Origin of the sequence: Microbulbifer epialgicus (assembly GCF_041447265.1) — a bacterium.
Taxonomy (GTDB): domain Bacteria; phylum Pseudomonadota; class Gammaproteobacteria; order Pseudomonadales; family Cellvibrionaceae; genus Microbulbifer; species Microbulbifer epialgicus.
Map to the genome: position 1 here is coordinate 47,959 of NZ_JBGMEK010000002.1, position 26,394 is coordinate 74,352.

A 26,394-nucleotide genomic window follows, 5' to 3' on the forward strand; every position below is an offset into this window, starting at 1 on the left:
TTCAAATTACGATATGAATAGCGGCCGCTTTAAAACTCGGAAAAACCTATAAACCACCAAAAGTTTTCTATTTTTTCAAAAAAATTTCACGTCTATATAGTTTTCATTCAAACCATTAATGTAAATAAACAGGACAACTGTAAAAAATTATAAAACAGCTTTTACTACTGGGCCAGAAGGAAAGAATACACTGCACTCGAGACTCGCTGTGAATACATCCCTGTAAGCTCGTAATCGGCATCCATGCCTCATACGGTCCCGAGCGCAGTGTATTCTTTCCTTCCCCTTTTTAGTATCTATTTAATTTGCATTGCATGCATCATAGCTAATCAGAAAAAGTCTGACTTAGTAAGCTTTATACCTTAAAGCCAGCTAGAGCCCGAGCTTCTCCTGATTCGAACATTATCAATCCCTACTTTTTCTGAAATAAGCTTAAGCCGGCATATTTATTCATATCTAGTTTTCCAGCAGGCGCTTTAGAGTTGCTCTCAAGCGCAATACCGCCATACATGCCTTTCGCCTCTTTTGCAAAATCGTCTTCTATTCCAGTGATATCATCACGACAAGCGAACCAATGTACGTGACAAATTGAGCCATTTGGTTTTACTGAATTAAGAACATCCTGCAAAGAAACGTACCATTCTCCGGCCCTATCCTTAACTGCGCAATTCAGCTGGTCTCGTAGATTTGAACCAACATAATATGGATTTTTTAAAGGATGAAGAGATGCATAAGATACAAGTGATTTAATTCCTCCAGGGTGTGCCAAGCGATAATTCTTGCATCGGCTACCAGAGACGTGTGGTTCATGACTGAAATCTTTATGATCCACACCTGACCCTGATCTTATTGCTTTCTCCCAGCTACTATCAAACTTTTTCTTATCCGGGCAATAAAAATGTAAAATAACATTGGGCGGCACTTCACATTCGCCATCAGACTCAAGTCTGCCTCCATGACCAATTAAATAGATTTCCATAAATTAATTTCCTCCAGCTTATTTTCACTATTCAAACAAAGAGCTCCTACTGCCTGAGGCACCTAATACAAGCCTAGTAAATGCTCAAAAATCAAGTAAGAACTACAAAATCATTCAGTTAAGGGCTATTAGTCAAAGTCATATACACCGAGTGTGCAAGCATTTTTAAACTGACTCTGACACTATTTTTTAGCGCTGCATTGGCTTTAAGTCGAAGAGGTAAACTGGAAGGCTTATAATTTAATTTATTTGATTAAATTATAATTTCTGACCAGAGTTAAAAACTAATTCACACTGCTCAAGATTATAGTTGAGTTTATTCGCTCAACAGCAGGCATTTTAGACATAGAGCTTATCTAGGGATTTAGGATAGAGCCAAGGCCTGGCTGTTTTTTAACTGGTCAAAAAACATGCCTTTTTGGCTTAAGACAGTATCATTATTTAACGCTAGATTCGGCTTAAATAATACTCTCTTCTTTGTATGATGACAGAGAGGGAAATTTTCCAAAATAAGAATTTGAACTTTTCTTTTGTCAGAAACAAACGAAAGAAAATTCAATTCTCAGTAAAAGTAAAAACCGACTGAAAGAATTCAGCAGTCAAAAGACTCCGTTGATTCCATTCAGTCGGATTTTATCATCTGTAAAATTAAACCTGCTCTACAGTCTGCTCAATACGACCAAAAATTGACTGGCCTTTATCATCGAGCATTTCGATAGCAATAGTATTGCCAAAGTCCATAAATGGCGTGCTCGCTGAGCCATTCTGGATGGTCTCAATCATACGAATCTCTGCAATGCAGCTGTAACCAACCCCACCCTCTGCGACAGGCTTACCAGGGCCACCATCCAACTTATTGGAGACGGTACCGGAACCAATAATGGTACCCGCACAAAGTGGGCGGGTTCTGGCTGCATGGGCAACCAGCTGGCCGAAATGGAAAGTCATATCCACGCCGGCATTGGGCTCGCCGAACTTTTCCCCATTCAGGTGGGAAACAAGCGGCAGGTGCAATTTACCCTCGCGCCAGTTTTCACCCAGCTGCTCTGGAGTCACGCATACCGGTGAGAAAGCGCTGGAGGGTTTGGACTGGTAGAAACCAAACCCCTTGGCCAATTCCGCAGGGATCAAGCCGCGCAGGGAAACATCATTCACCAGCATCACCAACTTGATATGGGACAGTGCATCCTCAGCGGACACCCCCATAGGGACATCGTCGGTGATCACGGCAATTTCTGCCTCGAAGTCGATGCCAAAGCCATTGCTTTGCGGCATCTTTACCGGCTCGCGTGGATCCAGGAAGGTATCGGAACCACCTTGATACATGAGCGGGTCGCTGTAGAAGCTCTCCGGTACCTCGGCACCGCGGGCTTTGCGCACCAGCTCAACATGATTCACGTAAGCACTACCGTCGGCCCAGTGATATGCGCGCGGTAAAGGCGAAGCACACAGAGTTTGGTCAAAGGCTTCCCCTTGAATCTCGCCATTTTGCAGGCGCTCGTGTAGCTTCTCCAACTCGCTGCTAACTGATGCCCAATTGTCCAACGCACTCTGCATGGTGGGGGCAATATCACCAGCTGGCTCCATACGGGTAAGATCGTCGCTAACAACAACCAGTTGACCATCGCGGCCGGATTTAAGGCTGGCTAACTTCACTGTGCCTCCCCTTCAGTTTTTTCCACAAATTCTTCTTCCCCGTGCATCCAGGCGGCATGTCTCGGGGCTTTTTTCGTACGCGACCACTCTTCCAACATATCCTCAGCAACCCGCTTCAGCTCTTTGTGCATACCAGGCTTGGCGGTATTGGCAGCCAGCTCAATACGATGGCCGTTGGGGTCGAAGAAGTAGATCGACTGGAAGATAGTGTGATTGGTAGGGCCAAGTACGTCGACCCCGGCCGCTTCCAGTCGCGCTTTGGTCTCAAGCATTTCTTCCATGGACTCCACTTCGAAAGCGATATGCTGCACCCATTTGGGTGTGTTCTCATCGCGCCCCATCTCCGGGGAGTTGGGGATTTCGAAGAAGGCAAGCACATTCCCCATACCCGCATCCATAAAGACATGCATGTAAGGGTCCGGCTCACCGGTTGATGGTACCTCGTTTTCGGCAATGGCCAGCTGGAAGTCCATACCGAGAAGGTCGCGGTAGAACTCCACTGTCTCCTTGGCGTCCCTGCAGCGATACGCCACGTGGTGAATGCGCTTAATGCCCATTGAAGCCTCCGCTTTTTATTCCTTTTCTTTAATGACGCCGCGCTTGAGCTGGTCGCGCTCAATGGATTCGAACAGGGCCTTAAAGTTGCCCTCTCCAAATCCTTCGTCTTCCTTGCGCTGGATAAATTCGAAAAATACCGGGCCTAGCATATTGGCGGAGAAGATCTGCAGCAGCAGACGCGGCTGTCCGCCCTCGGTGGTGCCATCGAGTAGGATGCCGCGGCTCTGGAATTCTTCGGTGGGCTCACCGTGGCCGGGTAGGCGCTCTTCCAGCATTTCGTAGTAAGTGTCCGGCGGCGGAGTCATAAACTCCATACCGCGCTCTTTCAGACGATCCCAACAGGCGATCAAGTCATCACAGGCAAAGGCGATATGCTGGATACCCTCACCGTTGTACTTCATCAGGAATTCTTCGATCTGGCCACCGCCACCGGCCGCTTCTTCGTTCAGCGGGATACGGATCTTGCCATCGGGCGCGGTCATAGCCTTTGACAGCAGGCCGGTGTACTCGCCTTTGATATCGAAGTAACGGATCTCGCGGAAATTAAACAGGTCCTCGTAGTACTTGGCCCAATAGTCCATACGACCGCGATATACGTTGTGGGTGAGGTGGTCCAGGGTATGGAAACCACAACCTTCGGGGCGGCGGTCTGCGCCTTCCTCCCAGATAAAGTCGATATCGTAGATGGACTCACCGTCTTTATAACGGTCGATCAAATACAGGGTCGCACCGCCAATCCCCTTAATCGCAGGCAGATGCAGCTCCATGGGGCCTGTATTCACCTCTACCGGTTGCGCGCCCTTACGCAGGGCCTCTTCGTAAGCAAACTTGGAATCTTTCACTCGGAAGGCCAGACCACATGCAGAGGGGCCGTGCTCCTGGGCATAGTAATAGGCGTGGCTGTTGGGCTCGTAGTTAGTGATAAAGTTAATATCACCCTGACGCCATAGCTCAACATCCTTGGAGCGGTGACGGGCGACTTTCTCAAAGCCCATGGCAGTAAATACGGTTTCAAGGATACCTTTTTCTGGCGCGGTAAACTCTACGAATTCGAAGCCGTTAAGACCCATCGGGTTTTCAAATAAGTCCGCCATGCGGTCCTCCATTTCTTATCATCGCGGCCCCGAAAGGTGGGCTGCGGATTGTGGATTTAAAACGCAAACGAAGTTAGTTGCAGATGTAACTAATGTCAAGTGGGCTTGCCGCCGTCAGCTAACGGCTTATCCGGTTAGCCTTTTTAGTCGCAAAACGACTCTTTGATGGGAGAGTGGGGGATGTCTAAAGATGTAAAAGATCGGGTGCGGTGAGGATCAGCACCGCACCCGGCGTTATCAGCATTACTCGCGGGCACACTTTCCGTTGTCCCTGCGGCACATATGATCCTTGTGAAACTTACCATTCATCTGGTCGCATTGAGATTTGGTGACATCACCGGCGCAGGCACTTTCCGCGTGCTGGCAACAGCCGGTTTCGGTCGCTCCCATCCCTTTCTTTTCCATCGACTCCTCCTTTTTACGATGTTCGCAGGCGGACAGGGTCAGCACCAGTGCCGCGGCCAGTATTCCGATTGAAGCTTTGAGTTGCATATAGGCCTCCTAGATACCCGGCGAGTGGCCGGTGACATGGATATCGCGGAATCTGCCGCGCATTGCTTTGTGCGACCCGCGTAGATTTACCCGACATCTCCACCAGCTGGGCGAGGCACCGCGCCCAAGGGCGACACCCATAAGCCATCCCGCAGATTTACCGGGCCATGCATTGACTGTAGTCCAGACTGGCGCAAAATCGCCTGACTGGCGGGACATTTTCGTTTATTTTCATTTATCGCGCCGTCTAACAGACCATACCCCTGTTTGTAACACCGAGACTCGTTACAATCGCTCCCTTTTGTCGGGCAGTGCCCCAATTCGACTATATCTATTGAGGATCGCCTATGCTTCTTGCCGCTCTCGCCATTATCACCGGCTTTGTTGTACTGGTCTGGAGTGCTGACCGCTTCGTAGAAGGCGCCGCAGCCACTGCCAAGCACGCCGGTATGCCTACACTGCTAATCGGCATGGTGATCGTCGGCTTCGGAACCTCCGCGCCGGAAATGGTGGTTTCCGCCATTGCCGCGCTGGACGGCAGCCCCGGGCTAGCTCTAGGCAATGCTTTTGGCTCCAATATTGCCAACACAGGCCTGATTCTCGGCCTTAGCGCGCTCATCATCCCACTTACGGTTCACTCAAAAATCGTGCGTAAGGAGTTGCCCCTGCTGCTTGCAATCACCTTGCTAAGTGGCGCATTCCTTTGGAATGACAAGTTGGAACGTTGGGAGGCTATCATCCTGCTGTTGGGCTTCTTCGCTCTAATCAGCTGGAGTATTTTCTCCGCCTTGCGTGGAAAGGGCGATCAACTCGAAGGAGAAGTCGCGGGAGAACTGGAAGAACATTCCATGCCTCTGGGGCGGGCCATTTTTTGGGTAGTAGCCGGCCTGGTCCTATTAATTGTCAGCTCACGTATATTGGTATGGGGTGCGGTTACGATTGCAGAGTCCCTGGGGGTCAGCGATCTGATTATCGGCCTTACTATCGTGGCTCTCGGCACCTCCCTGCCAGAACTCGCAGCCACTATCGTGGCCGCACGCAAGGGCGAACACGATATCGCCATAGGCAATGTGGTCGGTTCCAATATGTTTAATCTGCTTGCCGTAATTGGCATCGCCGGTACCATCGCTCCCATGCCAAGCGTGCCACCTGAAGTTTTGTCCAGGGATTGGCCCATGGTGATTGGCCTCACCATTGCTCTATTTATCTTCGCCTACGGCTTTCGAGGTCAGGGACGCATTAATCGCTGGGAAGGCTGCGCTCTGTTGACAGCTTATCTTGTCTACACAGGCTATCTGATTATTACTATCACGAAGGCTGCACTCTAAAGCCAGATTCAGGGCGGCTCCGGTCGCCCTGTCCCTCGCCCGAATTTGCCTTAATTTGCCTTAATTTGCCTTAATTTGCCTTAATTTGCCCCCTCAAAGTCCATTTCTACGAACCAAAGGCAGCTAGTATTGGCGCATCTTCAACAGGAAATGCGGAGACAATTTTATGGGGCGGGGTACTATCATCAAAATTGGAGTACTGACTTCTCTTCTCGGATTTGGGGCGATCTATCTACTCAATGCTTCCTGGCTGGCACCGGCTCCCCAGGGAGATCCCATCCTGATTTCCCATCGTGGAGTCTACCAAACCTACAATCGCGATAACCTGGGACGTGACGATTGCACTGCTATTCGTATATTCCGACCTGAACACAGCTACCTGGAAAACACTATACCCTCCATGGAGGCCGCCTTTGCTCACGGTGCAGATATTGTTGAACTAGACATTCATCCCACCACTGATGGTGAGTTTGCCGTTTTTCATGACTGGACCCTGGATTGCCGTACAGATGGAAAAGGCGTTACTCGGGAACATTCCCTCGCAGACTTAAAGAAGCTCGATATTGGCTACGGTTATACCTTCGATGGTGGTGTAACTTTTCCCTTTCGCGGCCAAGGTATCGGGCAGCTACCTACTTTAAAGGAGATTCTGCAACATTTTCCGAATCGACAATTCCTTATCAATATAAAAAGCAATGACCCAACAGAAGCAGACCGGTTAGATGCCTATCTGCGTCAGCATCAGTTACTCACTGACTCCCGTCTGATGGTCTACGGCGGCACCCGCCCGATTGAAAGAATCCGGGAATTACGACCAGGGGCACTAGCCTTCAGCAAGGCCAGCGCAAAGAAATGCGCGCTGCAATATGTGCTTATTGGTTGGAGCGGCTATATGCCCGATGCCTGTCACAACAGCATTGTGGTCGCGCCTAACACTTGGCAATGGGCCCTTTGGGGTTGGCCCAATCGCTATTCTGCGCGGGTCGCTCAGGCGGGAAGTTTGGTTATGGCGGTAAATCACAAAGGCGGCAAGAAGGGATTGGCAGGTATATACAAGCCGGAGGAATTAAATTACCTCCCCCAAGACTACAGTGGCGCTATATGGATTGAAAAAATTGAGGTTATAGGCCCACACTTGAGAGTGGCACAATAAAAGTTATTAGCGCTTATGGCGCTCCTCAAGCTGAGCTAGGTGCGCCTGCAATCGCTCTATTTCATCAAGTAATTCCAAAGCCAAAGCAGCCCCGGCCAAGTTCACGCCCAGGTCGCGCTCAAGGGTATAAACCCGACGCACACGGCGAATACAAATACCGCTGAAACGCCACTGGGCTGCACCCCTACGAGGCTCGATAATCCCCTCTTCAACTAAGGCAATTATACGCTCCGCCGGCATTCCACAGGCCCTGCACAACTCGCTGAGGCTGAGCTCACTTTCTTCATCCAGAAGAACCCCGGAAACCTGCTCAAGTTCCTTCCGTTCCATCTTCAGCCCCCCATGGACTGGCGTGGGTTGAAGTCAAATGCATCGCTAAACTGTCGATAAGCTTCCCGCTGAGCATCACTACCGGCAGGTGGTGTGACAGTTTGCATCACTACGTACATATCTCCAGGTTGCTTGGCAGGAATCCCCCGTCCTTTCAGACGCAGTTTTTTGCCGTTTGTACTGTTTGCTGGAATAGTCAACTTCACCGGCCCATCTGGAGTCGGCACCTGAACTTTAGCCCCCAGAGCAATCTCCCAGGGCGCCAACGGCAAATCCAGATACACGGTCTTGCCCTCAGCGTGATACAGCGAATGGGGGTTAAAAGTAATCTCCAAATAAAGATCACCGGAAAGTCCATCTCCAATACCGGGCTCACCCTGCCCCGCCAAACGAATCTGTTGGCCTTCGGTAACGCCTTTGGGAATTTTTACTTTGAGAGTTCGCTCACGCAGCTGTGGGCGTCCATCTGCACCGAGTACAGAATGCTTCAAGCTAATTTGACGTGTGGCTCCTCGATAGCTGTCTTCAAGGTCTATGGCAATACGTGCATAGGTGTTCTCACCTTGAGCATTGAATTGACGGCGCTGTCCATGACCATAAGACTGACGAAATCCGCCCCCTCCAAAAAGACTTTCAAAGAAATCGCTAAACGCCGCAGAATCAGCACCGGTATAGCCCCCACCGTGGAATTCAAATCCCTGATCCCAATCAGGTGGCGGACGGAAATCCTGACCGGACTGATAACCAGCCCCTAAATGGTCGTAAGCAGCGCGCTTCTCGGGATCTTTGAGGACTTCATAAGCTTCATTGACCTCTTTAAAGCGCTCTTCAGCGTTACTTTCGCTGCTCACATCGGGGTGGTATTTACGCGCCAACTTCCGATAGGCGCGTTTCACCTCTGCCTGATCGGCGCTCCTTTCTAAACCGAGAATTTTGTAGTAATCCTTGTATTCCATGGCTTTAATAAAAGCCGATGATGGAGCAGTTTGCCATCATTCACTTGTTGTTATTTTGGCGTTAGTTACATTTCCAAGAGACTTTTCGATTGATTATGTCATTCAATTAGGAGGGATTTAAAAACAGAGGGACTATGAAATGGCACAACTTATTAAATTATTTGCTAAATAAGGATCTTATAATCGGCGCCGATTAATTATCGACGCCCATACACTAGACATTAATACCCAGTTTCATACCACATATCTGCTTCCACGTACTCAATACTGCCATCGTCATAATGAATATATGCTTGAGCTTCATTTGATGAATAGGCTCTGACTGTCACGCTGCACGATAATCCAGAACTACAGCCTTTTATCCAGTGAATTCGATCAATGGATTTAGTGATATTTGTAATACTCCAACTCCCAGAAGTGGAGCTGCCGAAACTAAAATCTATTCCATTGCAGCTGGAGGTGCCATTACCCATAACCTGCCCCCCGGACTTAACATTGAGCTGACAAACCAAATTAGCAGAAAATGCCGGTACAGCGAGGGATGAGGCAATTAACAAAGAGCTTGCTAGTAAAATTTTTTTGATAGCCATATTCCTAACCTTATTATTGTTATACATCCTTTTTAATCGCAATTAAATCAGCGACCTTGGAGAGGTTAACATTTAGTCTTTGTATTTCCTATACACCAAAAAAAACATACCGCAACAAATTGAGACCAAGCTATCAATTTCGCCCGATAAATTTTAATTAACAGTCGGGGATATTCTTGTGAACTTGTTTTATGCATCATTCGCATTTTTTAAAACCCATAAAAAAACATTACATCCAACGAACAATATTTATCTTACTAAAAAGAGGAAAGGAAAGAATACATTGCACTCGGGACCGTATTAGGCATGGATGCCGATTACGAGCTTATAGGGATGTATTCACAGCGAGTCTTGAGTGCAGTGCATTCTCTCCTTCTGACCCAATAGTACGTTTAGAGAGAATTACGATCACACAACCTAAAAGGTGGCAAAACCTACATACAAAACGATGAAGGTTCATATGGACTAAAAATTCCATTAAGAATGGAAGGTCAAGAAATCATGAAGGCTTTTATTTTAAAAGTTTATTTTTGTCGAAAGGGGAATTAAAGTAATCTCTAATCCCCCTCAAAATAATAACAGCGGGAACATTAATCATTAACGCTCTGCGGAATAAGGGTCTTCCGCAGTCAAATATGCAAGAATATCTATTTTCTGCTCTTGAGAATGTAGCCACTCACGAACGTCTTTAACTTTCGCATATAGCTCTTCACCAAATCTGGCTTTATAAATCTCAGAAAAAGTCTCTTGAGCTTTAGTGCTTCTAATTTTCTTCTGCCACTCATGAGTTACCAGAAAGTTCAGTGATCCAGCAAGTCCTTCAGCTTTCAGAAGTTCCCATTCACCCTTATCCAGCCAAATCCCGCCAACCATAGCGCTGTAATCAAGGCGATGTTCACTACCTGACATGATTTTAAATTTCTGCATAATCACACCTGATACTGGGCATAAAATAGCTCGCTTGGTATCTTCGGCAACTACATCATTTAAATTTTCTAAATCATCCGGAAATTGATGTTCAGGATTTTGCCTTTTCCAGATTAGAAAGTCTTCAACGAGAATCCAGTTGCCACCACAGCTTGAACAAGTGTGCGCACGAAACAATTCTTCGATAAAACCTGGTTTAAGCACGCCTTCTTTACAACTGGTACAACGCTTCATATCTTCCTTCTCCCAAATAAATAACCCGGATCTATTTAAGCAGATCCGGGTTAAAAAGCTTAAGTTACTGTTAATCAGGCTATTTAAAGCGACAATACGTCGAAAAATTCATGTTTTCTAAATTGAGTTTCACATTAAACTCCCTTTTCAACAGACTTACTCAAGTTTCCAACACCAGCCTCTTTCAATAAAGAATCCACAAGCGGTGCCATGGCCCGATGCCTCAGTGCACTTCCTACCAAGGCTTCTGGCAGACTCTGGCCTTTAGCTTCCGTTTCGCCATCGAGAACACCGGAAGAGGCGCGACCATCGACTCCGCTAAGGCCTTCAACAGAAATAATCTTCATACTCTCAATACTTTCCAGTGGCTTAACGCTTTCACGGATAATATTGGGCAGATTCTCATGTAGGCGTAAGGCTTCGGCCTTGTCTTCAGCGGCCGCTTTCTAAGCTCCCGCCATAACCTTGATACCCGTAACCTGGCGTTCAATGGCCTTTTGTGCCTCAATAATTTCAATGCGCTTGTCACGCTCGGCCACTTCCACATCCTTGGCTGTGCGTACCCGCTCCTCAGCCTTTACTGCTTCAGCCAAAGCAACATAGGCCTGCTGATCGGCCTGGGATTGCTATTTGGATTTCTCCGCCACGACAATTGCTCGCTCCTGCTCAGCAATCTCAACAGAATTTTCCTTGGAGATACGCTGCTCACTAAGAATTCGCTCGCGCTCAATTTCCTGTTCTTTTAGACGGCGCTCTTTTTCAATCTCCAGCAGCTTTGTGGCCTGCTCTGCAGCGATCTGGGATTGACTGACCTCACGTTGGGCTTCAATTTCCGCCTGGCGTGCAGCACGCTCCTGAGCGGCCTGTTCGCGGGTGATATGGATTGAGATTTATTGAGCATGTTGATCCTTTCCTTGCCACGTATACGAATGTACATATCTGTATACATAGGCCAATAAAAATCCATATGACTTGTTGGTACAGTTGAACCAGCTGACAATGGAGAATTTTTATTCACCTGCTGTGCTATCTATAATTCAAGTAGTTTTTTATGAACGGGGACTCGGCAGTTAGCATTTTTTGTTAAATTACAAGCTCTTTCAGTGATAAACCCCGTTTACAAACATTCTTTCAGCTAAACCACCAAAACAGGCTTTTGGTGACAATCCATCTTGGCAATTCCAGTACCAACAGACGTATTTAATGTCGATACAAAACCTGATTCTCAATGTTGATAGTTATAAGGCGAGCCATTACCTGCAATATCCGCCGGGCACTGAATATGTCAGTAGCTATATCGAATGTCGTGGAGGGGAGTTTGAACAAACTGTTTTTTTTGGTCTGCAGGCCTTTATAAAACAATACTTACAAAGGGCCATTACTACATCCGATATTGAGGAAGCTGAGCATCTACTACATGCTCACGGTTTGCCATTTTTTCGCCCTGGCTGGGAACACATAGTCCAAAAGCATGCGGGGCTGCTCCCATTGGAAATAAGTGCAGTGGAAGAGGGCTCGGTGATTCCACTGCACAATATAACTGCGCAAATCGTCAACACCTGCCCTGCATGCTTCTGGCTCACCAGCTATGTGGAAACTGCATTAGTACGCGCCATCTGGTACCCCTCTACTGTCGCCACTCAAAGCCGGGAGATAAAAAAAACTATCGCGCACTTTTTGCGGGAAACAGCAGATTCCACAAAGAACTTACCTTTTCAACTCCATGACTTTGGTGCCCGCGGTGCCAGCAGCCTGGAAAGTGCCATGCTAGGCGGAATGGCTCACCTCGTGAATTTTCAGGGAACCGATACTATCTCTGGTATTTTAGGTGCAAAAAAATTCTATAATGCCGATATGCCAGGGCTTTCAATTCCCGCAGCGGAACACAGCACTATCACCGCTTGGGGGCGCGATGGGGAAGCTTCAGCTTACCAGAATATCCTGCATCACTTTTCCGGTAAGAACAAAACTGTTGCCGTGGTCAGTGACAGTTACGACCTATGGCACGCGGTAGAAAATATCTGGGGTGGCCAGTTAAAAAATTCCGTAAAGAGTAATGGCGGCACCCTGGTTATCCGCCCCGATTCTGGCAACCCTGTACAGATTGTTGTCGAGTGTGTAGAGCGACTGATGAGGATTTTTGGCGCTCACACCAACAGTAAAGGCTATCGTGTTCTACCTAACTATATCCGGGTTATTCAAGGAGACAGCGTCTCACGCATTACCATTCCACAAATTCTTCAGGCTATGAAGGAACACCGCCAGAGCGCTGAAAATATCGCCTTTGGTATGGGGGGAGAGCTTCTACAAAAGGTTGATCGGGATCTGATGAGCTTTGCAATGAAAGCCAGTGGCATTCGTATCAACGGGAGCTGGCGGGATATCTATAAAGATCCACGCACAGGCCCTGAGAAAAAATCCAAACGAGGACGCCTGGCTCTGATTCAGCTGGAGAATGGCGAGCTAAAAACCATTCGCCTAGAGGAGCTTGATCAGCAGAAAAACCTATTGAGACCAGTGTTCCGTAACGGCAGGCTCCTTATAGATACAAACTTTGACGAGGTACGTAAAAACGCCGCTGTTTAGACAACACGTCTCGCTCTCTTCCATCACCAAACCACTTGCCCTTAACAAACCTCACTTCACCGAGCGAACACTTTACAGTAGTGGGTTACTCCTGATAGTTGTGCATTTCCAAAGTCTGAACCAAGTGCCCGACCGGGCTCATTTGGTACCGGGCACAATAACAATAAACTCACTCTAGGGCGTGCTATCGCCTGGTGAGACAAAGGTAGCCAATGGAAAGAAGAAAATTCCTCAAGATCGCCGGCGTCGGCTCCAGTGGTATTTTGTTACCTCTGCAGGGCATTCAGGTCAGCGCCGACCAGCTACTCAACGAGGGCATGCACAGCTCTCATAAACGACATCTGGCTGATGTAGTCCTAAATACGGCGCGCAAGGCCGGGGCCAGCTATACCGATGTGCGCATCGGTCGCTATCTCAACCAGTTCGTTATGACTCGCGAAACCAACGTAGAGGATATCGTCAATACGGAATCCTTCGGTGCCGGTATTCGTGTCATCGCCAACGGTACCTGGGGTTTCGCCGCCACCAACGATCTGACAGCCGATGGTGTAGCACTTGCTGCCCGCCAGGCGGTTGCCGTCGCCAAGGCCAACGCCAAATACCAAACTGAGCCCGTACGTTTGGCACCGGTAAAAGGGGTGGGCGAGGTTTCCTGGCAGACACCGATCAAACAGAATGCCCTGCAGGTGCCCATCAGTGAAAAAGTCGATTTTTTGATGGATGTTAACAATGGGGCACTCAAAGCTGGGGCCAGCTATATCCGCTCTTCCCTGTATTTGGTTAATGAGCAGAAGTACTTTGCCTCTAGCGACGGCTCCTATATTGACCAGGATGTCCATCGCCTATGGGCACCTATGCAGGTAACCGCTGTTGATAAGCAGAGCGGTGCTTTTAAGACTCGCAACGGTCTCAGTGATCCAGTGGGGAGAGGCTATGAATACCTGGCCGGTCACGACAAAGACAAGATTCCCGGTCAGACCACGCTCTATAAAGCTTCCTATGATATGGCCGAGGATGCAGTGCTTGCAGCCGAGCAAGCCCAGGCCAAGCTATCGGCCAAGTCTATCGATCCGGGCAAGTATGATTTGGTACTGGAACCCTCGCACCTATGCCTGACCATCCACGAATCTGTGGGCCACCCATTAGAGCTGGACCGCGTGCTGGGTTACGAGGCCAACTATGCGGGAACTTCCTTCGCCACCCTGGATAAGTGGCGCAGCGGCAAGTTCCAGTACGGCAGCGACAAAGTCACCCTGTTTGCCGACAAGGTACAACCAGGCTCCCTCGGTGCCGTCGCCTATGACGACGAAGGGGTTAAAACCAAGCGTTGGGACTTGGTAAAAGACGGCATCCTGGTGAACTACCAGGCCACTCGCGATCAGGCGCATATGATCGACCAAAAGGAATCCCACGGCTGCAGCTACGGCGATAGCTGGTCCAGCGTGCAGTTCCAGCGCATGCCCAATGTCTCCCTGGCTCCGGGCGAGAAGAAGTACTCAGCCAAAGACATGATCCGCGATGTGGAAAAAGGCATTTACATCGTCGGGCGCGGCTCCTACTCCATTGATCAGCAGCGCTACAACTTCCAGTTCGGCGGACAGCTGTTCTACGAGATCAAAAACGGTGAAATCGTCGGCCAGGTTGAGGACGTCGCCTACCAGTCCAACACCCAGGAATTCTGGAATTCCTGCTCGGCGATATGCGACAGCAGTGATTACCGCCTGGGCGGAACCTTCTTCGATGGCAAGGGCCAGCCCAGCCAGGTGAGCGCGGTATCCCACGGCTGCTCCACCACCCGTTTTGACAAAATTAATGTAATCAATACCAAGCGCAAGATTTCCTGAAGGGCGCACAAGAATAAGTAATTGGAGAAAAGGCAATGGCAATTCTGAGTAGAAGTGAAGCGAAGCGTATTCTCGACAAGGTTTTAAAATACAGCCGCGCCGATGAAGCCAGCGCGCAACTGGCCGGCAGCGAGACCGGCAATATTCGCTACGCGCGCAACAGTGTTTCCACCAGTGGCATCGTCAACGATATCGAGCTGGCGGTAGAGGCCCGTTTCGGCAAGAAATCCGGCGTAGCCACCATCAACGAATTCAGCGATGCCTCCCTGGAAAAAGTGATGCGTCGCGCCGAAGAGCTGGCCAAGCTGTCCCCGGAAAATCCGGAAGCCATGCCGATGCTGGGCCCACAGAAATATGTCAGCGTGGACGGCTTCGCCAAGTCCACCGCAGATATCACCCCGGACCAGCGCGCCAAGGCAGCCGCAGATTCCATTATTGCGGCCAAGGAAAAGAAGGTGGTTGCCGCGGGTTACCTGGAAGACGAGCGCTCTTTTGCCGCAGTCGCCACCAGCAAGGGCCTGTTCGGCTACCACGCCTCTACTTCCGCCAACTTCACTGTAACCATGCGCACCGAGAATGGCCTGGGTTCCGGTTGGGCCGAAAGTGATGTCACCGATTTCGGTGCAATGAATACTGGCAACACTTCCTCTGTCGCCATCGACAAGGCGGTCCTGTCCCAGGAAGCTCGCGCCCTGGAACCGGGCAAGTACACCGTGATTCTGGAGCCCAATGCGGTGTCCGGCCTGGTGGGTTACATGATGAGCGGCTTCGATGCGCGCAGTGCCGACGAAGGCCGCAGCTTTATGAGCAAAAAGGGCGGCGGCAACCGTACCGGCGAAAAGATGTTCGACAAGCGCGTAAATTTCTACTCCGACCCCACCAGTCTCGATGTGCCGGCCCAACCCTGGACCGACGATGACTTTATGCAGCTTGGACGCATCGAGTGGGTGAAAAATGGCGTGGTGAAAAACCTGGCGCGCAGTCGCTACTGGGCCGAGCAAAGTAAAGGCGAAGTGGTCCCCGAGCCCAACAACCTGATTATGGTGGGCGGCGATAAATCCACCGAAGAACTGATCAAAAATACCCGCCGCGGCATTTTGGTATCCCGCACCTGGTATATCCGTATGGTCGATCCGCAGTCCATGTTGCTCACCGGCCTCACCCGCGACGGCACCTTCTATATCGAAAACGGCAAGATCAAATACCCGGTGAAGAACTTCCGCTTCAACGAGAGCCCGGTAATCATGCTCAACAATATCGAGGATATGGGCGTCCCCCAGCGAGTGGGGATGTGGGGCATGTCCGCCATGATTCCCGCACTGAAAGTACGCGATTTTACTTTCAGCAGCCTTTCCGACGCCGTTTAACCGCCAGCACCACTTGAGGATAACGAAATGGATAGAAGAAAATTTCTCCAGCTCAGCGGTGCCGGCCTGGGGGTTTCCATGTTGCCGCTGTCCGGCAATCTGGTGGCTGAGAGCAAACTGACGCAAAGCGGTATTGATCTCTCGGTAAAAAAAGAATTTGCCGATGTCGCCCTGAATACCGCCACCAAACTCGGCGCCACTTATGCCGATGTGCGTATTGGTCGCTACCTGAACCAATACGTAATCACCCGCGAGATGAAAGTGCAGGACGTGGTGAACACTGAATCTATCGGCATGGGGATTCGGGTTATTGCCAACGGCACCTGGGGCTTTGCTGCCACCAATGACCTGACCGCCGATGGCGTCGCTCGCGCCACCCGCCAGGCAGTAGCTACCGCTAAGGCCAACTCCAAGTACCAGCAGGAGCCCGTACAGCTGGCTCCGGTAAAAGGCCACGGCGAGGTGAGCTGGCAGACACCCATCCAGAAAAACGCTATGCAGATCCCCCTGGCCGACAAGGTGGATCTGTTGATGGATGTAAACAAGTCCGCCCTGGATGCCGGCGCCAGCTATATCAACTCCATGTTGTACCTGGTGAATGAGCAAAAGTATTTTGCCTCTACCGACGGCTCCTATATCGACCAGGATGTTCACCGTTTGTGGGCGCCCTTCTCGGTCACCGCAGTGGACAAGAAAACCGGCGGCTTCCGCACGCGCCAGGGCCTTAGCCAGCCGGTAGGACGCGGCTTTGAATACCTGGATGGCCGCGCCGAAGACAAGATCCAAGCACAGACAGTGCTCTACCGCGATTCCTACGATATGGCCGAAGACGCACGCCTGGCGGCGCAACAAGCCAAGGAAAAGCTCACGGCTAAATCGGTCAAACCGGGCAAGTACGACCTGGTGCTGGACCCAAGCCACCTGTGGCTCACCATCCATGAATCTGTCGGCCACCCATTGGAGCTGGACCGCGTACTCGGCTACGAAGCCAACTTTGCGGGTACCTCTTTCGCCACTATCGATAAATGGCGCAGCGGCAAATTCCAATACGGCAGCGACAAGGTCAATCTGTTTGCCGATAAGGTACAGCCCGGCTCTCTCGGTGCCGTCGGCTACGACGATGAAGGCGTGAAGACCCGCAACTGGGATCTGGTAAAAGACGGTGTGCTGGTGAACTACCAGGCCACCCGCGATCAGGTACATATGCTGGGGCAAAAGAAATCCCACGGCTGCTGCTACGCAGATAGTTGGTCCAGCGTGCAATTCCAGCGCATGTCCAACGTTTCGCTGTTGCCTGGCAAGGAGGAGCTGAGCGTCGACGATATGATCAAGGATGTGGAAAAAGGCATTTATATTGTGGGTGCCGGTTCCTTCTCCATCGATCAGCAGCGCTACAACTTCCAGTTCGGTGGTCAGCTGTTCTACGAGATTGAAGACGGCAAGATTACCGGCATGGTGGAGGACGTCGCTTACCAGTCCAACACCCAGGAATTCTGGAATGCCTGTTCGCAGGTCTGCGACAAAGATGATTACCGCCTGGGTGGTTCCTTCTTTGACGGTAAGGGACAGCCGATGCAAACCAGTGCGGTATCCCACGGTAGTTCTACTGCACGCTTCGACGGTATCAATGTGATTAACACCAAGCGCAAGCTGGGCTAATCACTGATCCATGCAGGGGTCAGGCCGGAAAACCGGTATGGCCCTCGCGTTATGAATAAAGGAAAGCAGGCACTTCACTCAAGACACGCTGTGAATACGTCCCTGTACGCTCGTAATCGGCATCCATGCCTCATACGGTCTTGAGTGAAGTACCTACTTTCCTTTCTAGTTAACAATAAACCAACGCAGTAACAGAGTTATCCCGTGTCCCTCACCCGCAAGGCTTTTCTCCAGCGCCTGATCCTGGGTAGCTGCGCCGCAGCGCTGCCGCTGGGCACACGCGCACAAAATACCGCACCGGGTAGTGCGCAGGAGCACTACGATTTTTATTTCACCCGCTTGATGTACGAGTCCGGTGACTGGGATGTGGATCAGCGCATGCCTTCCAACCTGCTCAATTCACTGGTGGAATACACCAATCTCAGGGTTGATCCCAAAGAGCACATAGTGCCGCTGGCCGATAAGAAAATGCTGCTGGCACCTTTCTGCTACCTGGCCGGACACAAGCTGGTGCAATTCACCACTGAAGAGGCAAAGAATTTTCTCGATTACGTCAATCGCGGTGGCTTTGTATTTGTCGACGACTGCAACCACGATATCGACGGTCTCTTTGCCAAATCCTTCGAAGCGCAAATGGTCGAGCTATTTGGCGAAGACTGCCTGCAAAAGCTCCCGGACGATCACGACCTCTACCGCTGCTTCTTTCAATTCGATGAATTGCCGGTAACCAGTTTTGAATTAAATGGCTGGGGTGATGATCTGGTACACGACTACCTGAAAGCCATTGTTGTTAACGGCCGTATCGCCGTGCTCTACAGCAACAAAGATTTCGGCTGCGAATGGGACTACGATTACCGCAACAAACGCTGGCTCGCCATCGATAACACAAAATTTGCGGTGAACATTGTTATTTACGCACTGACGAGCTGATTATGCTGACCACCCTGGAAAATAGTATCGAAGAACAACTGCACAGCCTCGACAATCTGCAACAGGAGATTGCGCGGGTGATTGTCGGCCAAAAACCCGTGGTGGAGCAGATGTTGATCTGCCTATTGGCCGGGGGCCACGCCCTACTCGAAGGGGTGCCGGGGCTGGGTAAGACCCTGCTGGTAAAAACCCTCGCCGATGCCAGTGCGCTGGATTTTAAGCGGGTACAGTTCACCCCGGATTTAATGCCCGGAGATATTCTTGGCAGTGAGATCCTCGAAGAGGATCACAGCACCGGCAAGCGCTTTTTTAAATTCCAGCAGGGCCCGGTTTTCACCAATATCCTGCTCGCCGATGAAATTAACCGCACACCGCCGAAAACCCAGGCAGCCCTATTGGAGTCCATGCAGGAAGGCTCAGTAACCGTGGGCGGTAAAACACTCAAATTGCCCGATCCCTATTTCGTACTGGCCACACAAAACCCCATCGAACAGGCCGGCACCTATCCGCTGCCGGAAGCTCAGCTGGACCGCTTCCTGTTAAATATTCATATCGACTATCCCGATGAGCGGGATGAAGTGGAAATCCTGCGCTCCACCACCGGTGCCAGCAGGGTCAAACCCAGCCCCAGCCTGGATGCAGAGCAATTGCGCGAAATGCAGAAACTGGTGCGGGAAATTCATGTCAGCGACGATCTGTACCGCTACGTGGCGGCACTAGTGCGCGCTACCCGTATGGAAACCAGCGGCAGCGATACCCTGCAACAGTGGATCAAGTGGGGCGCCGGCCCCCGCGCGGGGCAGGCTCTAATTCTCGCCGCCAAGGCACGGGCCCTTTTGCAACGACGGCTCGCCGTCACCCGCGAGGATATCCGCAGCCTGTTACTGCCGGTACTGCGCCACCGGGTGCTGCTCAGCTTCCAGGCCCAGGCCGATGGCGTGCAGATGCCACAGCTGATTGAAGAACTACTGGCAGCGGTGCCGGAACCGGGCCGGGACTGATCAGCGTGGAATACCTGTCCCCCAAAACCCTGGCCAGTTGTCGCGACCTGGTGTGGCTGTCGCGACATATTGCCGAGGGCGTGATGCTCGGTGTGCAACACAGCCAGCGCCGTGGCACCGGCCTGGAATTTCACCAATACCGAGGCTATCAAGCGGGCGATTCCATCCGCCATATCGACTGGAAACTATTCGCCCGCAGCGATCGCTACTATGTGCGCGAGACCGAGCAGGAGAGCCGCATGCACGTGTGCTTTGTGCTCGATACCAGCGCCTCCCTGAGCCAGGCAAGCTTTGTCGAGCCCAGCCTGAATAAACTGCATTACGCCAAGTGTTGGATTGCCAGCCTCTGCTGGCTACTCAACGCCCAGGGAGACAGCTTTTCCCTATTGGCGTTTAACAGTAGCCGGACGGTTTATGTGCCCGAAGGCCAGGGCGAGGGCCACCAGCGCCAAATCGCCCTTCAGCTACAACAACTCGACGCCAGCGACCACTGGCCAGATCGCGCTCAACTGGCGCCGCTGTGGCAATACTTTGAACGGCCCTGTCAGGTGGTATTGCTGAGTGATTTTTTTCAACAGGGCAATGAGATCGGCGATTTTGCCGCACGCCTGCATGCCGCCGGCCGCCCCTGCCTGCCACTGCAATTGTTAATTGAGGCAGAACAGACTTTTCCTTTTGGCGGAGAGCTAAAGCTGCTCAATCCAGAAGTAAGCGCCAGTACTCCCGCAACTTTAGAAGTGGACGCCGAGCGGCAACGCCAGTCTTACCTAGATGCTTTTGCTCAAGCACAGAGCGAGTTAAAAGCACGCTTTGCCGCACAGGAGTGTTCACTACAGACCGACCTTATCGAGCAGCCTGTGGAAAAGTCACTGCGGCAATTTATTCAGCTGCACGGCAGGTTGTGCTGAGATGTTGTGGATAAATAACTTATTTCAATCCCCACAGTGGCTATGGCTATTCACAGCCCTGATTATCCCTATCGCCATTCATTTGCTGCGCCGAAGTAATCCACAACAGGTCTCCTTTGCTGCGCTGCAATGGGTACAAAGATATTCACAGAGTCGCGCGCGCCGCCCTATTGTGGATAACAAGTGGTTGCTGCTATTGCGCCTGCTAATCGTCGCCCTGCTGGCAAGTTTATTGGCACAGCCGCTGATTAAACGGGAAATTTATCCCCAAGAGGGCGTGATACTGGTAGACCCCAGAATTGGGGCGGGCGAAGCGAATACATTTATCCACAATTCACTGCCGCAGCTTGTGGGGGAAGGTAATAAAGTGCTGTGGTTATCCCCAGAAATGCCTTCCGTAACCTCACCCCCACCACAAAATGTGGACCTGTGGAAAACTCTATCAGCACTATCACGCCGGGCGGATTTGCGCAGGGCTCATATCCTGTTGATAAACAACGGGGTTCCAGCATCCCACCAGGCACTAAGAGCCAGTCCCCATTGGCAGTGGCACGGCCTCGACAAAACATCCACAGCTCCGAGCCCGGTATTACCGAGTATCGCTTTAATGGGCAAGGCGCCCAGCTGGTGGGCGCCTGTGCTGGAAGACTGGCACAACAACATGCCGGGACTATCGGTGCAAACTCTGGAACGAGAAGAGGCGCCCAGCGTCGAACAGACAGATTGGCTTATCTACACAGACCCCGCTCCCCTGCCACAAGCCGTACTGGAGTTTGTTACAGATGGGGGCCTGTTACTCACTGACAACAGTATCCCCCCTGCCGATAAGCTCAACTTCGTTGCTGTGGATAACAGCCAGTCAGCTCAAGTGGCCCCAATGGGACAGGGAAGTTGGCTGCGCTACGAAAGTGACTGGTACAGCGAGGCCTTTTATCGCCGCGCAGATTTACCTGAACGTTTATGGCAGCAGTGGTCTGGGCAAGACTGGGCTCTGCAACACCAAAATCGTGGCTACTGGTCTGCCAATAAAAAAGTAGTGGCAGACATAGCTGGGGCAGGCCTTCCTGTAGAAGACAGCGAGGTGGAAAACCGTCGTATTGAACAACTGCAACCCTGGTTAATTATCGCCCTACTGTTACTTCTGGCCTTTGAACGCCTAATTGCCCTATCGCGACCTGCAGCCATTATGGCAACTGTTAGTAAAGGGGAGGCTGACCATGGATAAGCGTCAGTTAACCCTTAACGCTGTGCGCAGGCGCTGGCAACTGGCAGCCCTGCGGCCCTATCTCTGGCTTGCCACTGGCCTCAGCCTTCTGGCTGGCTTGGGTATTTTTGTATTCGGCTGGCCACAGTGGCTATTGCTCGCCTGGCTCGGAATTATTGTTGTAGCAATTCTATTGGATCGCAGCTGGCGCCCAAGCCCTGAAAGCCTATGTCGACAGTTGGATGGACAATATCCACAGCTGCAAGACAGCAGCCAGTTGCTTAGCCAACAGAAAACCAACCTAAGTCCATTGCAGCAATTACAGCGCACGCGTATCGAAACAGCGCTGCAACAACTGCTGGAAAGTGGCGACCGGTCATCTTTCGGTCCGAAAAAACTCCGCAGTGCCCTGACAAATGCTTTTGGTACCTGCCTGGGACTATTGTTATTTGTACTGAGCGATTCTCACTTCACCGGGGATAAAACTGAGACCACGCAACAAAGTACAGCTATTCCCGTTGCCGAAAAGCTTGCCATAACGCGCGCGACAACCCATATCCAGCCGCCCGCCTACACTGGGCTCGCAGCCAACAGCCAATCGCTACAAGTCGATGTGCCGGAGCAGTCTGCGGTCGAATGGCAACTTGAATTGAATCAACCGGTGCAAGGGCTGGAAATGCTGGCCGAAGCTGAGCGCTTCATCTTTTCTCCGCTAGGTGATCTACCCAGTGAAAAATGGCAACTACAACGCACTATTGCTGAGGCAGACTTTTACCAGCTCTCAGTACAACTCGCGGAGAGCCAGATACTATTGCCGGAAATTCACAATATCCGCGTACAAAAAGACAATGCTCCGGAATTTACCTTTGAGGCACCTAGCCTACGCGTCGATACCATTCAAGGGAGCACCGAAGGTATTCCCGTGAAAGTAATAATTAATGATGATTACCAGGTGAGTGCTGCGGATTTATTGGTCACCCTCGCCAGCGGCACCGGGGAAAATTTACGCTTTCGCGAAGAGCGTATTGCACTCACCAGTTTGCAATCCACTGCTTTATCAACAAACCCCTCGGAAGATAAGAAAACAGCTCGCTACGATTTTATCCTGCCCATCCAGCAGTTTTCCATGGAAGCGGGAGATGAACTCTACTGGTATCTGGAGGCCAGGGATAACCGCGAGCCCAGCGCTAACTTGGCCAAGAGCCAACACTTTATCTTGCGCTGGCCGCAAGAAGAGATTTTCGGGCTGAGTGACAGCGAGGGTATGGCGATTAAAATATTACCGGAGTACTTCCGCAGCCAACGCCAGCTGATTATTGATACCGAGGCCCTGCTAGCCGAGCGAGAACAGCTGCATCCGCAGGAGTTTCGCAAACGTTCCGAAGGTTTAGCCTATGAACAGAATTTGTTGCGCATGCGCTACGGCCGCTTTCTCGGCGAAGAGGATTCGGAAGTGGAGCATTCTGGCGCAGAGAGCGAGGAGCACGATGATGAAGAGGAGTCCGAACACGGCGATAATCATCACCATAACAAAGGCGCTGAGCACCAGACACATGGCGAAGAAAATGCCACTCCCTTTGCACAGCAGGACTCCCATTTCCAACAGGCAGAGCGCATAGCTGCTTCTGCCGGACACCGACATGACAGCTCAGAGCATGCCACCCTGTTTGACCCCCAAACCAAGGAGCTACTGCGCAACGCACTGAATGCCATGTGGAGTTCCTGGCGCGACCTGTCGGTTATAGAGCCCCAGGCCTCCCTGCCCCATCAGCACCGAGCTCTGCTCTTTATCAAAGAAGTACAGCAGGCTTCGCGTATTTACTTACAGAGAGTCGGCTTCGAGGCGCCCCCCATAGACGAAAGCCGTCGGCTTAGCGGCGAACGGGAAGGTGTAGCGCCAGAAACCGTCGACAAAGCCTTTGAACAAAAACAAAGAGCACAGGTGCTCGCCCTAATGGCCCAGGTAGACGCTGGTGCCGAACTCGATACTGATCTACTGGTGCAGATAAATGAGCTAGCCACAGAGCAATCACTAGATCTTGGCCTGGAGCTGTCCAAACAGCTGCGTTTCTACCAGCAGCGCCACCAGCAACCGAATTGCATTGATTGCACGAACTCCCTGAATCAACTGCTCTATCAGCTACTGCCAGCACCGGAATCTGCGCCTTCACTGCCTTTGCAAACTGAGGCAGACGGCCATTTCAGCCGTTGGCTACACCAGCAAGGGGAGAAGTCATTGTGATTGATTTCTTGATACCCGGCCTGTGCCTGTTGGCCTGTTTAGCATCACTCGTACTATTGCGCCGCCGAGGCGCCAAGCCGTTCGACTATGGCCTGCAACTGGCGATTTGGTTGAGTGCCTGGATGCTCTGGCAGCCTCCAGCAATCATTCCGGCCGAGCGTAATATCTCTATCAACAGTAAACAGCTGGCGAGCTCACATCCAATAAATCTCAATGGTGTTGAAAGTCTCTCCCTCGATGGAAAACCACTCGGCCGCGACAAACTGCGGGACCTGGCACCGGTGCGCCTGGAGTTATCGAAGATCCAGGAATCTGATAGCAGCTGGGAGTTCGACTGGCAGCGACGAATTACCTTGGGTGATTCTTTAAAGTTAAAGGTTCACAACAACCAACCACTGACTGAAAACGTACAAATTAGTCTGCTCAATCCCTACGGCCATATTGAAGACAGCCTTGAGTTGAAAGTGGGAGAAGCAATTCAGGCACAACTCACTGCCACTCCAAAACTCGCAGGCCCCCAGCTATACCGAGTACGGACGGAAAGCGAAGCCGGCGAAACCCATACAGATCCCTTACCCATCCTGGTGCGAGAGCCGCTTCAGCCCAAGTTGTTACTGTGGCTGGCACGCCCCTCTTTTGAGACGGCCGCCCTCTCCCGCTGGCTGCGTCAATCCGGCGTAGCGGCACAAGTGATGACCCAGTTGGCACCTGAAATTAGTAGAAAAGAAACTCTCAACGGGCTTCCACTTACTGAGTCTGCGGATCTGCTTACCAAGGAAAGTCCCTTCGATTTAGTCATACTCGATAGCAGTTTGTGGCCACATCTCTCCTCTCAACAAAAGCGTCAGCTCAGTGAGCTGGCCACTACGAAGTCAGTGTTATGGTTGGTCAGTGGCGATAGCTCTGAAGAGTTTCTCAAATACGCTGCTGGCCATTCCATGCCTCTGCAAAAGGGAGAAGCTACCCATTTACATTCTGACTTTGACTACCTAAAAGCGGACAATCCGGAGACTCCCCCACTGCGCAACCTAGGCTTTATAGCCTTGCAGCCCGGCTCCAGTGACTTCTTACTGGGCAATGCAGAAACCCCACTTTTCTGGGGGCGTTCATCCCAGAGACAACACCTGGGTTTTATCCTATTTAGCGACAGCCACCGCTGGCTGACCAGTGGGTTTGCTACTGAATTCGCCAGCCTGTGGAAGTCGATTATTGATTACCAACTCAAACACTTGGGAAGTCAGCAGCCAGTAACCCTCTCCGATGAGTTACCGCGGACTCAGGAACGCATCACCCTATGCAGCCCACTTTTTTCTTATCAGAGTCCATTCTTATCAGAATTTCAAAATAGCTCCCGCTCTACCAGAGGAATCGCCGCAAGCAAAAGCTCCCAGGGCCAGTGCTACAGCTTCTGGCCCCAAAGTTCAGGTTGGCACCAGCTTTGGACTGAATTGGAAGGAGAGTCGGCATTAGACTTCTATATCTTTGCCAAGGAGGACTGGCCCCAATGGCAGCGGTCCCTAAATGCCAGGGAGACCCGACAAATGGCTGCCGCACGCTTGGGGCCAGTTGATAATCGTCACTCAGGCAAAATGCCTATTGAGCGCCAGTGGCCGGCCCTCATCTTACTGTTACTGGTGTGTACAAGCTGGTGGCGAGAGCGCAGACTATCGAACAGATCGCTATCTTGATGGCTGCGCTGAGGGTTTATTGCCAGGCTGTGCCTCCTGCTTGGGAAATATAAGCTGATCGACGGGATAGCCCATAGCCTTGGCCTTTTGTAAAAACTGCTCCAGTACATCCTTGGGCATAGTCGGGGTGCGGGACAATATCCACAGATAGGATTTGTCATAACCGGACACCATCGCATATTGATAGTCATCCGATAGGGCAATCACGATATAGGATGAGTAAAAGGGGCCGAGAAAAGAGACTTTCAAATGGCCCACATTTTTAGGGCCGACAAACTCGGCCCGTCCCTCCGCTAATTGCCAGGCATCACGTGCTTTTGAGTAACCCGTATTAGTTACCGCGACGGAACCATCAGGGTTGAGGCTGTAGTCCGTAGTTACCAGGGTCAGCCCGCGCTCGAAAGAGTGATCCAGGCGAGCTATCTCATACCAGTGACCCAAATAGCGCTGTAGCTGGAAATTCTGTACTGGCTCAACTCCCTCCGGCACCCGCGTACAGGCATTTAGAAACAACAGGGGCAACAACAATACACCCAGCGAAAACAGCTTCATCTGGCCACTCCCAGCAAACCCACCCTCAAATCAGAGTAGAAGGCAGGGGTTTCACAAGATCAGGATAGTTTCAGGAGCCTGTATTTCACTCATAAAAAAACCACCGCGAGGGTGGT

At 51.1% G+C, this 26,394-nt stretch carries 24 protein-coding genes and 1 pseudogene; 12 read left to right on the forward strand and 13 right to left on the reverse strand.

Translation table 11 applies throughout. From position 1 onward, the window contains the following. Positions 1–412: 412 nt before the first annotated feature. From ACCI49_RS01545 to ACCI49_RS01570, 6 genes are all read right to left on the reverse strand, one after another. On the reverse strand, positions 413–979 hold the full coding sequence (locus ACCI49_RS01545; protein WP_371837209.1) for a putative adhesin: 567 nt from the start codon (positions 977–979) through the stop codon (positions 413–415). 648 nt (positions 980–1,627) lie between these two features. Further along, positions 1,628–2,635, reverse strand: a complete 1,008-nt coding sequence (locus tag ACCI49_RS01550) for a fumarylacetoacetate hydrolase family protein (RefSeq protein WP_371837210.1) — start codon at positions 2,633–2,635, stop codon at positions 1,628–1,630. Next, positions 2,632–3,192: a VOC family protein gene (locus tag ACCI49_RS01555; protein WP_252084079.1), complete on the reverse strand. Its 561-nt coding sequence runs from the start codon at positions 3,190–3,192 to the stop codon at positions 2,632–2,634. Before ACCI49_RS01555 ends, ACCI49_RS01550 begins: the two co-directional genes overlap by 4 nt. 15 nt (positions 3,193–3,207) lie before the next feature. After that, positions 3,208–4,287 (reverse strand): 4-hydroxyphenylpyruvate dioxygenase, encoded by a 1,080-nt coding sequence (gene hppD / locus ACCI49_RS01560; RefSeq protein WP_371837211.1) that lies wholly within the window; start codon positions 4,285–4,287, stop codon positions 3,208–3,210. Positions 4,288–4,530: 243 nt separating this feature from the next. Then, complete coding sequence (locus tag ACCI49_RS01565) at positions 4,531–4,779, reverse strand: hypothetical protein (protein WP_371837212.1); 249 nt, start codon at positions 4,777–4,779, stop codon at positions 4,531–4,533. A gap of 9 nt (positions 4,780–4,788) precedes the next feature. Beyond that, positions 4,789–4,998 (reverse strand): hypothetical protein, encoded by a 210-nt coding sequence (locus ACCI49_RS01570; protein ID WP_371837213.1) that lies wholly within the window; start codon positions 4,996–4,998, stop codon positions 4,789–4,791. A gap of 128 nt (positions 4,999–5,126) precedes the next feature. Here ACCI49_RS01570 and ACCI49_RS01575 point away from each other — a divergent pair, with 128 nt between their 5' ends. Continuing rightward, positions 5,127–6,107, forward strand: a complete 981-nt coding sequence (locus ACCI49_RS01575) for a calcium/sodium antiporter (RefSeq protein WP_371837214.1) — start codon at positions 5,127–5,129, stop codon at positions 6,105–6,107. 166 nt (positions 6,108–6,273) lie between these two features. Continuing rightward, on the forward strand, positions 6,274–7,260 hold the full coding sequence (locus ACCI49_RS01580) for a glycerophosphodiester phosphodiesterase family protein (RefSeq protein WP_371837215.1): 987 nt from the start codon (positions 6,274–6,276) through the stop codon (positions 7,258–7,260). Positions 7,261–7,266: 6 nt separating this feature from the next. Here ACCI49_RS01580 and ACCI49_RS01585 read toward each other — a convergent pair whose 3' ends face one another. The 6 genes and pseudogenes from ACCI49_RS01585 to ACCI49_RS01610 all read right to left on the reverse strand — a co-directional run bounded on the left by ACCI49_RS01585 (position 7,267) and on the right by ACCI49_RS01610 (position 10,890). Then, positions 7,267–7,590: a chaperone modulator CbpM gene (locus tag ACCI49_RS01585; RefSeq protein WP_371837216.1), complete on the reverse strand. Its 324-nt coding sequence runs from the start codon at positions 7,588–7,590 to the stop codon at positions 7,267–7,269. Positions 7,591–7,592: 2 nt separating this feature from the next. Beyond that, positions 7,593–8,546, reverse strand: a complete 954-nt coding sequence (locus ACCI49_RS01590) for a DnaJ C-terminal domain-containing protein (protein ID WP_371837217.1) — start codon at positions 8,544–8,546, stop codon at positions 7,593–7,595. A 221-nt stretch (positions 8,547–8,767) separates the two neighbouring features. Then, on the reverse strand, positions 8,768–9,136 hold the full coding sequence (locus ACCI49_RS01595) for a hypothetical protein (protein WP_371837218.1): 369 nt from the start codon (positions 9,134–9,136) through the stop codon (positions 8,768–8,770). A gap of 597 nt (positions 9,137–9,733) precedes the next feature. Then, entirely contained in the window at positions 9,734–10,297 is a 564-nt protein-coding gene (locus tag ACCI49_RS01600; protein WP_371837219.1) for a TFIIB-type zinc ribbon-containing protein, read from the reverse strand. Positions 10,298–10,431: 134 nt separating this feature from the next. Next, positions 10,432–10,704: pseudogene (locus ACCI49_RS01605) on the reverse strand (flotillin domain-containing protein); the annotation flags it as partial. A 39-nt stretch (positions 10,705–10,743) separates the two neighbouring features. Further along, positions 10,744–10,890, reverse strand: a complete 147-nt coding sequence (locus ACCI49_RS01610) for a hypothetical protein (RefSeq protein ID WP_371837220.1) — start codon at positions 10,888–10,890, stop codon at positions 10,744–10,746. 610 nt (positions 10,891–11,500) lie between these two features. Here ACCI49_RS01610 and ACCI49_RS01615 point away from each other — a divergent pair. From ACCI49_RS01615 to ACCI49_RS01660, 10 genes are all read left to right on the forward strand, one after another. Beyond that, positions 11,501–12,883 (forward strand): nicotinate phosphoribosyltransferase, encoded by a 1,383-nt coding sequence (locus ACCI49_RS01615; protein WP_371837221.1) that lies wholly within the window; start codon positions 11,501–11,503, stop codon positions 12,881–12,883. A 212-nt stretch (positions 12,884–13,095) separates the two neighbouring features. After that, positions 13,096–14,727 carry a TldD/PmbA family protein gene (locus ACCI49_RS01620; protein ID WP_371837222.1) on the forward strand — a complete coding sequence of 544 codons (1,632 nt, stop codon included), beginning with the start codon at positions 13,096–13,098 and terminating at the stop codon, positions 14,725–14,727. Positions 14,728–14,762: 35 nt separating this feature from the next. Then, positions 14,763–16,094 (forward strand): TldD/PmbA family protein, encoded by a 1,332-nt coding sequence (locus ACCI49_RS01625; protein ID WP_371837223.1) that lies wholly within the window; start codon positions 14,763–14,765, stop codon positions 16,092–16,094. A 27-nt stretch (positions 16,095–16,121) separates the two neighbouring features. Continuing rightward, positions 16,122–17,753 (forward strand): TldD/PmbA family protein, encoded by a 1,632-nt coding sequence (locus ACCI49_RS01630; RefSeq protein ID WP_252084063.1) that lies wholly within the window; start codon positions 16,122–16,124, stop codon positions 17,751–17,753. Between the two features lie 204 nt (positions 17,754–17,957). Beyond that, positions 17,958–18,683, forward strand: a complete 726-nt coding sequence (locus tag ACCI49_RS01635; protein ID WP_371837224.1) for a DUF4159 domain-containing protein — start codon at positions 17,958–17,960, stop codon at positions 18,681–18,683. 2 nt (positions 18,684–18,685) lie between these two features. Then, the gene (locus ACCI49_RS01640) at positions 18,686–19,684 is read left to right on the forward strand and encodes an AAA family ATPase (protein ID WP_371837225.1); all 999 of its coding nucleotides are present in this window, start codon (positions 18,686–18,688) and stop codon (positions 19,682–19,684) included. A gap of 5 nt (positions 19,685–19,689) precedes the next feature. After that, entirely contained in the window at positions 19,690–20,592 is a 903-nt protein-coding gene (locus ACCI49_RS01645; RefSeq protein WP_371837226.1) for a DUF58 domain-containing protein, read from the forward strand. A 1-nt stretch (position 20,593) separates the two neighbouring features. Beyond that, positions 20,594–21,817 (forward strand): BatA domain-containing protein, encoded by a 1,224-nt coding sequence (locus ACCI49_RS01650; protein WP_371837227.1) that lies wholly within the window; start codon positions 20,594–20,596, stop codon positions 21,815–21,817. After that, on the forward strand, positions 21,810–24,038 hold the full coding sequence (locus ACCI49_RS01655) for a hypothetical protein (RefSeq protein ID WP_371837228.1): 2,229 nt from the start codon (positions 21,810–21,812) through the stop codon (positions 24,036–24,038). The genes ACCI49_RS01650 and ACCI49_RS01655 overlap by 8 nt, the downstream gene beginning before the upstream one ends. Continuing rightward, complete coding sequence (locus ACCI49_RS01660) at positions 24,035–25,726, forward strand: hypothetical protein (protein WP_371837229.1); 1,692 nt, start codon at positions 24,035–24,037, stop codon at positions 25,724–25,726. Before ACCI49_RS01655 ends, ACCI49_RS01660 begins: the two co-directional genes overlap by 4 nt. On the opposite strand, the gene ACCI49_RS01665 is transcribed toward ACCI49_RS01660, so the two are convergent. Then, entirely contained in the window at positions 25,718–26,278 is a 561-nt protein-coding gene (locus tag ACCI49_RS01665) for a lipocalin family protein (protein ID WP_371837230.1), read from the reverse strand. The two genes, ACCI49_RS01660 and ACCI49_RS01665, sit on opposite strands and share 9 nt — an antisense overlap. Positions 26,279–26,394: the final 116 nt, after the last annotated feature.

What these genes read in the sequence shown, in the direction of transcription:
- ACCI49_RS01615 (WP_371837221.1), top strand. Translation starts at nt 11,501, where the DNA reads ATGTCGATACAAAACCTGATTCTCAATGTTGATAGTTATAAGGCGAGC.
- ACCI49_RS01640 (WP_371837225.1), top strand. Translation starts at nt 18,686, where the DNA reads ATGCTGACCACCCTGGAAAATAGTATCGAAGAACAACTGCACAGCCTC.
- ACCI49_RS01650 (WP_371837227.1), top strand. Translation starts at nt 20,594, where the DNA reads ATGTTGTGGATAAATAACTTATTTCAATCCCCACAGTGGCTATGGCTA.
- ACCI49_RS01620 (WP_371837222.1), top strand. Translation starts at nt 13,096, where the DNA reads ATGGAAAGAAGAAAATTCCTCAAGATCGCCGGCGTCGGCTCCAGTGGT.
- ACCI49_RS01555 (WP_252084079.1), bottom strand. Translation starts at nt 3,192, where the DNA reads ATGGGCATTAAGCGCATTCACCACGTGGCGTATCGCTGCAGGGACGCC.
- ACCI49_RS01580 (WP_371837215.1), top strand. Translation starts at nt 6,274, where the DNA reads ATGGGGCGGGGTACTATCATCAAAATTGGAGTACTGACTTCTCTTCTC.
- ACCI49_RS01625 (WP_371837223.1), top strand. Translation starts at nt 14,763, where the DNA reads ATGGCAATTCTGAGTAGAAGTGAAGCGAAGCGTATTCTCGACAAGGTT.
- ACCI49_RS01585 (WP_371837216.1), bottom strand. Translation starts at nt 7,590, where the DNA reads ATGGAACGGAAGGAACTTGAGCAGGTTTCCGGGGTTCTTCTGGATGAA.
- ACCI49_RS01570 (WP_371837213.1), bottom strand. Translation starts at nt 4,998, where the DNA reads ATGTCCCGCCAGTCAGGCGATTTTGCGCCAGTCTGGACTACAGTCAAT.
- ACCI49_RS01545 (WP_371837209.1), bottom strand. Translation starts at nt 979, where the DNA reads ATGGAAATCTATTTAATTGGTCATGGAGGCAGACTTGAGTCTGATGGC.
- ACCI49_RS01565 (WP_371837212.1), bottom strand. Translation starts at nt 4,779, where the DNA reads ATGCAACTCAAAGCTTCAATCGGAATACTGGCCGCGGCACTGGTGCTG.
- ACCI49_RS01665 (WP_371837230.1), bottom strand. Translation starts at nt 26,278, where the DNA reads ATGAAGCTGTTTTCGCTGGGTGTATTGTTGTTGCCCCTGTTGTTTCTA.
- ACCI49_RS01600 (WP_371837219.1), bottom strand. Translation starts at nt 10,297, where the DNA reads ATGAAGCGTTGTACCAGTTGTAAAGAAGGCGTGCTTAAACCAGGTTTT.
- ACCI49_RS01630 (WP_252084063.1), top strand. Translation starts at nt 16,122, where the DNA reads ATGGATAGAAGAAAATTTCTCCAGCTCAGCGGTGCCGGCCTGGGGGTT.
- ACCI49_RS01575 (WP_371837214.1), top strand. Translation starts at nt 5,127, where the DNA reads ATGCTTCTTGCCGCTCTCGCCATTATCACCGGCTTTGTTGTACTGGTC.
- hppD (WP_371837211.1), bottom strand. Translation starts at nt 4,287, where the DNA reads ATGGCGGACTTATTTGAAAACCCGATGGGTCTTAACGGCTTCGAATTC.
- ACCI49_RS01595 (WP_371837218.1), bottom strand. Translation starts at nt 9,136, where the DNA reads ATGGCTATCAAAAAAATTTTACTAGCAAGCTCTTTGTTAATTGCCTCA.
- ACCI49_RS01590 (WP_371837217.1), bottom strand. Translation starts at nt 8,546, where the DNA reads ATGGAATACAAGGATTACTACAAAATTCTCGGTTTAGAAAGGAGCGCC.
- ACCI49_RS01655 (WP_371837228.1), top strand. Translation starts at nt 21,810, where the DNA reads ATGGATAAGCGTCAGTTAACCCTTAACGCTGTGCGCAGGCGCTGGCAA.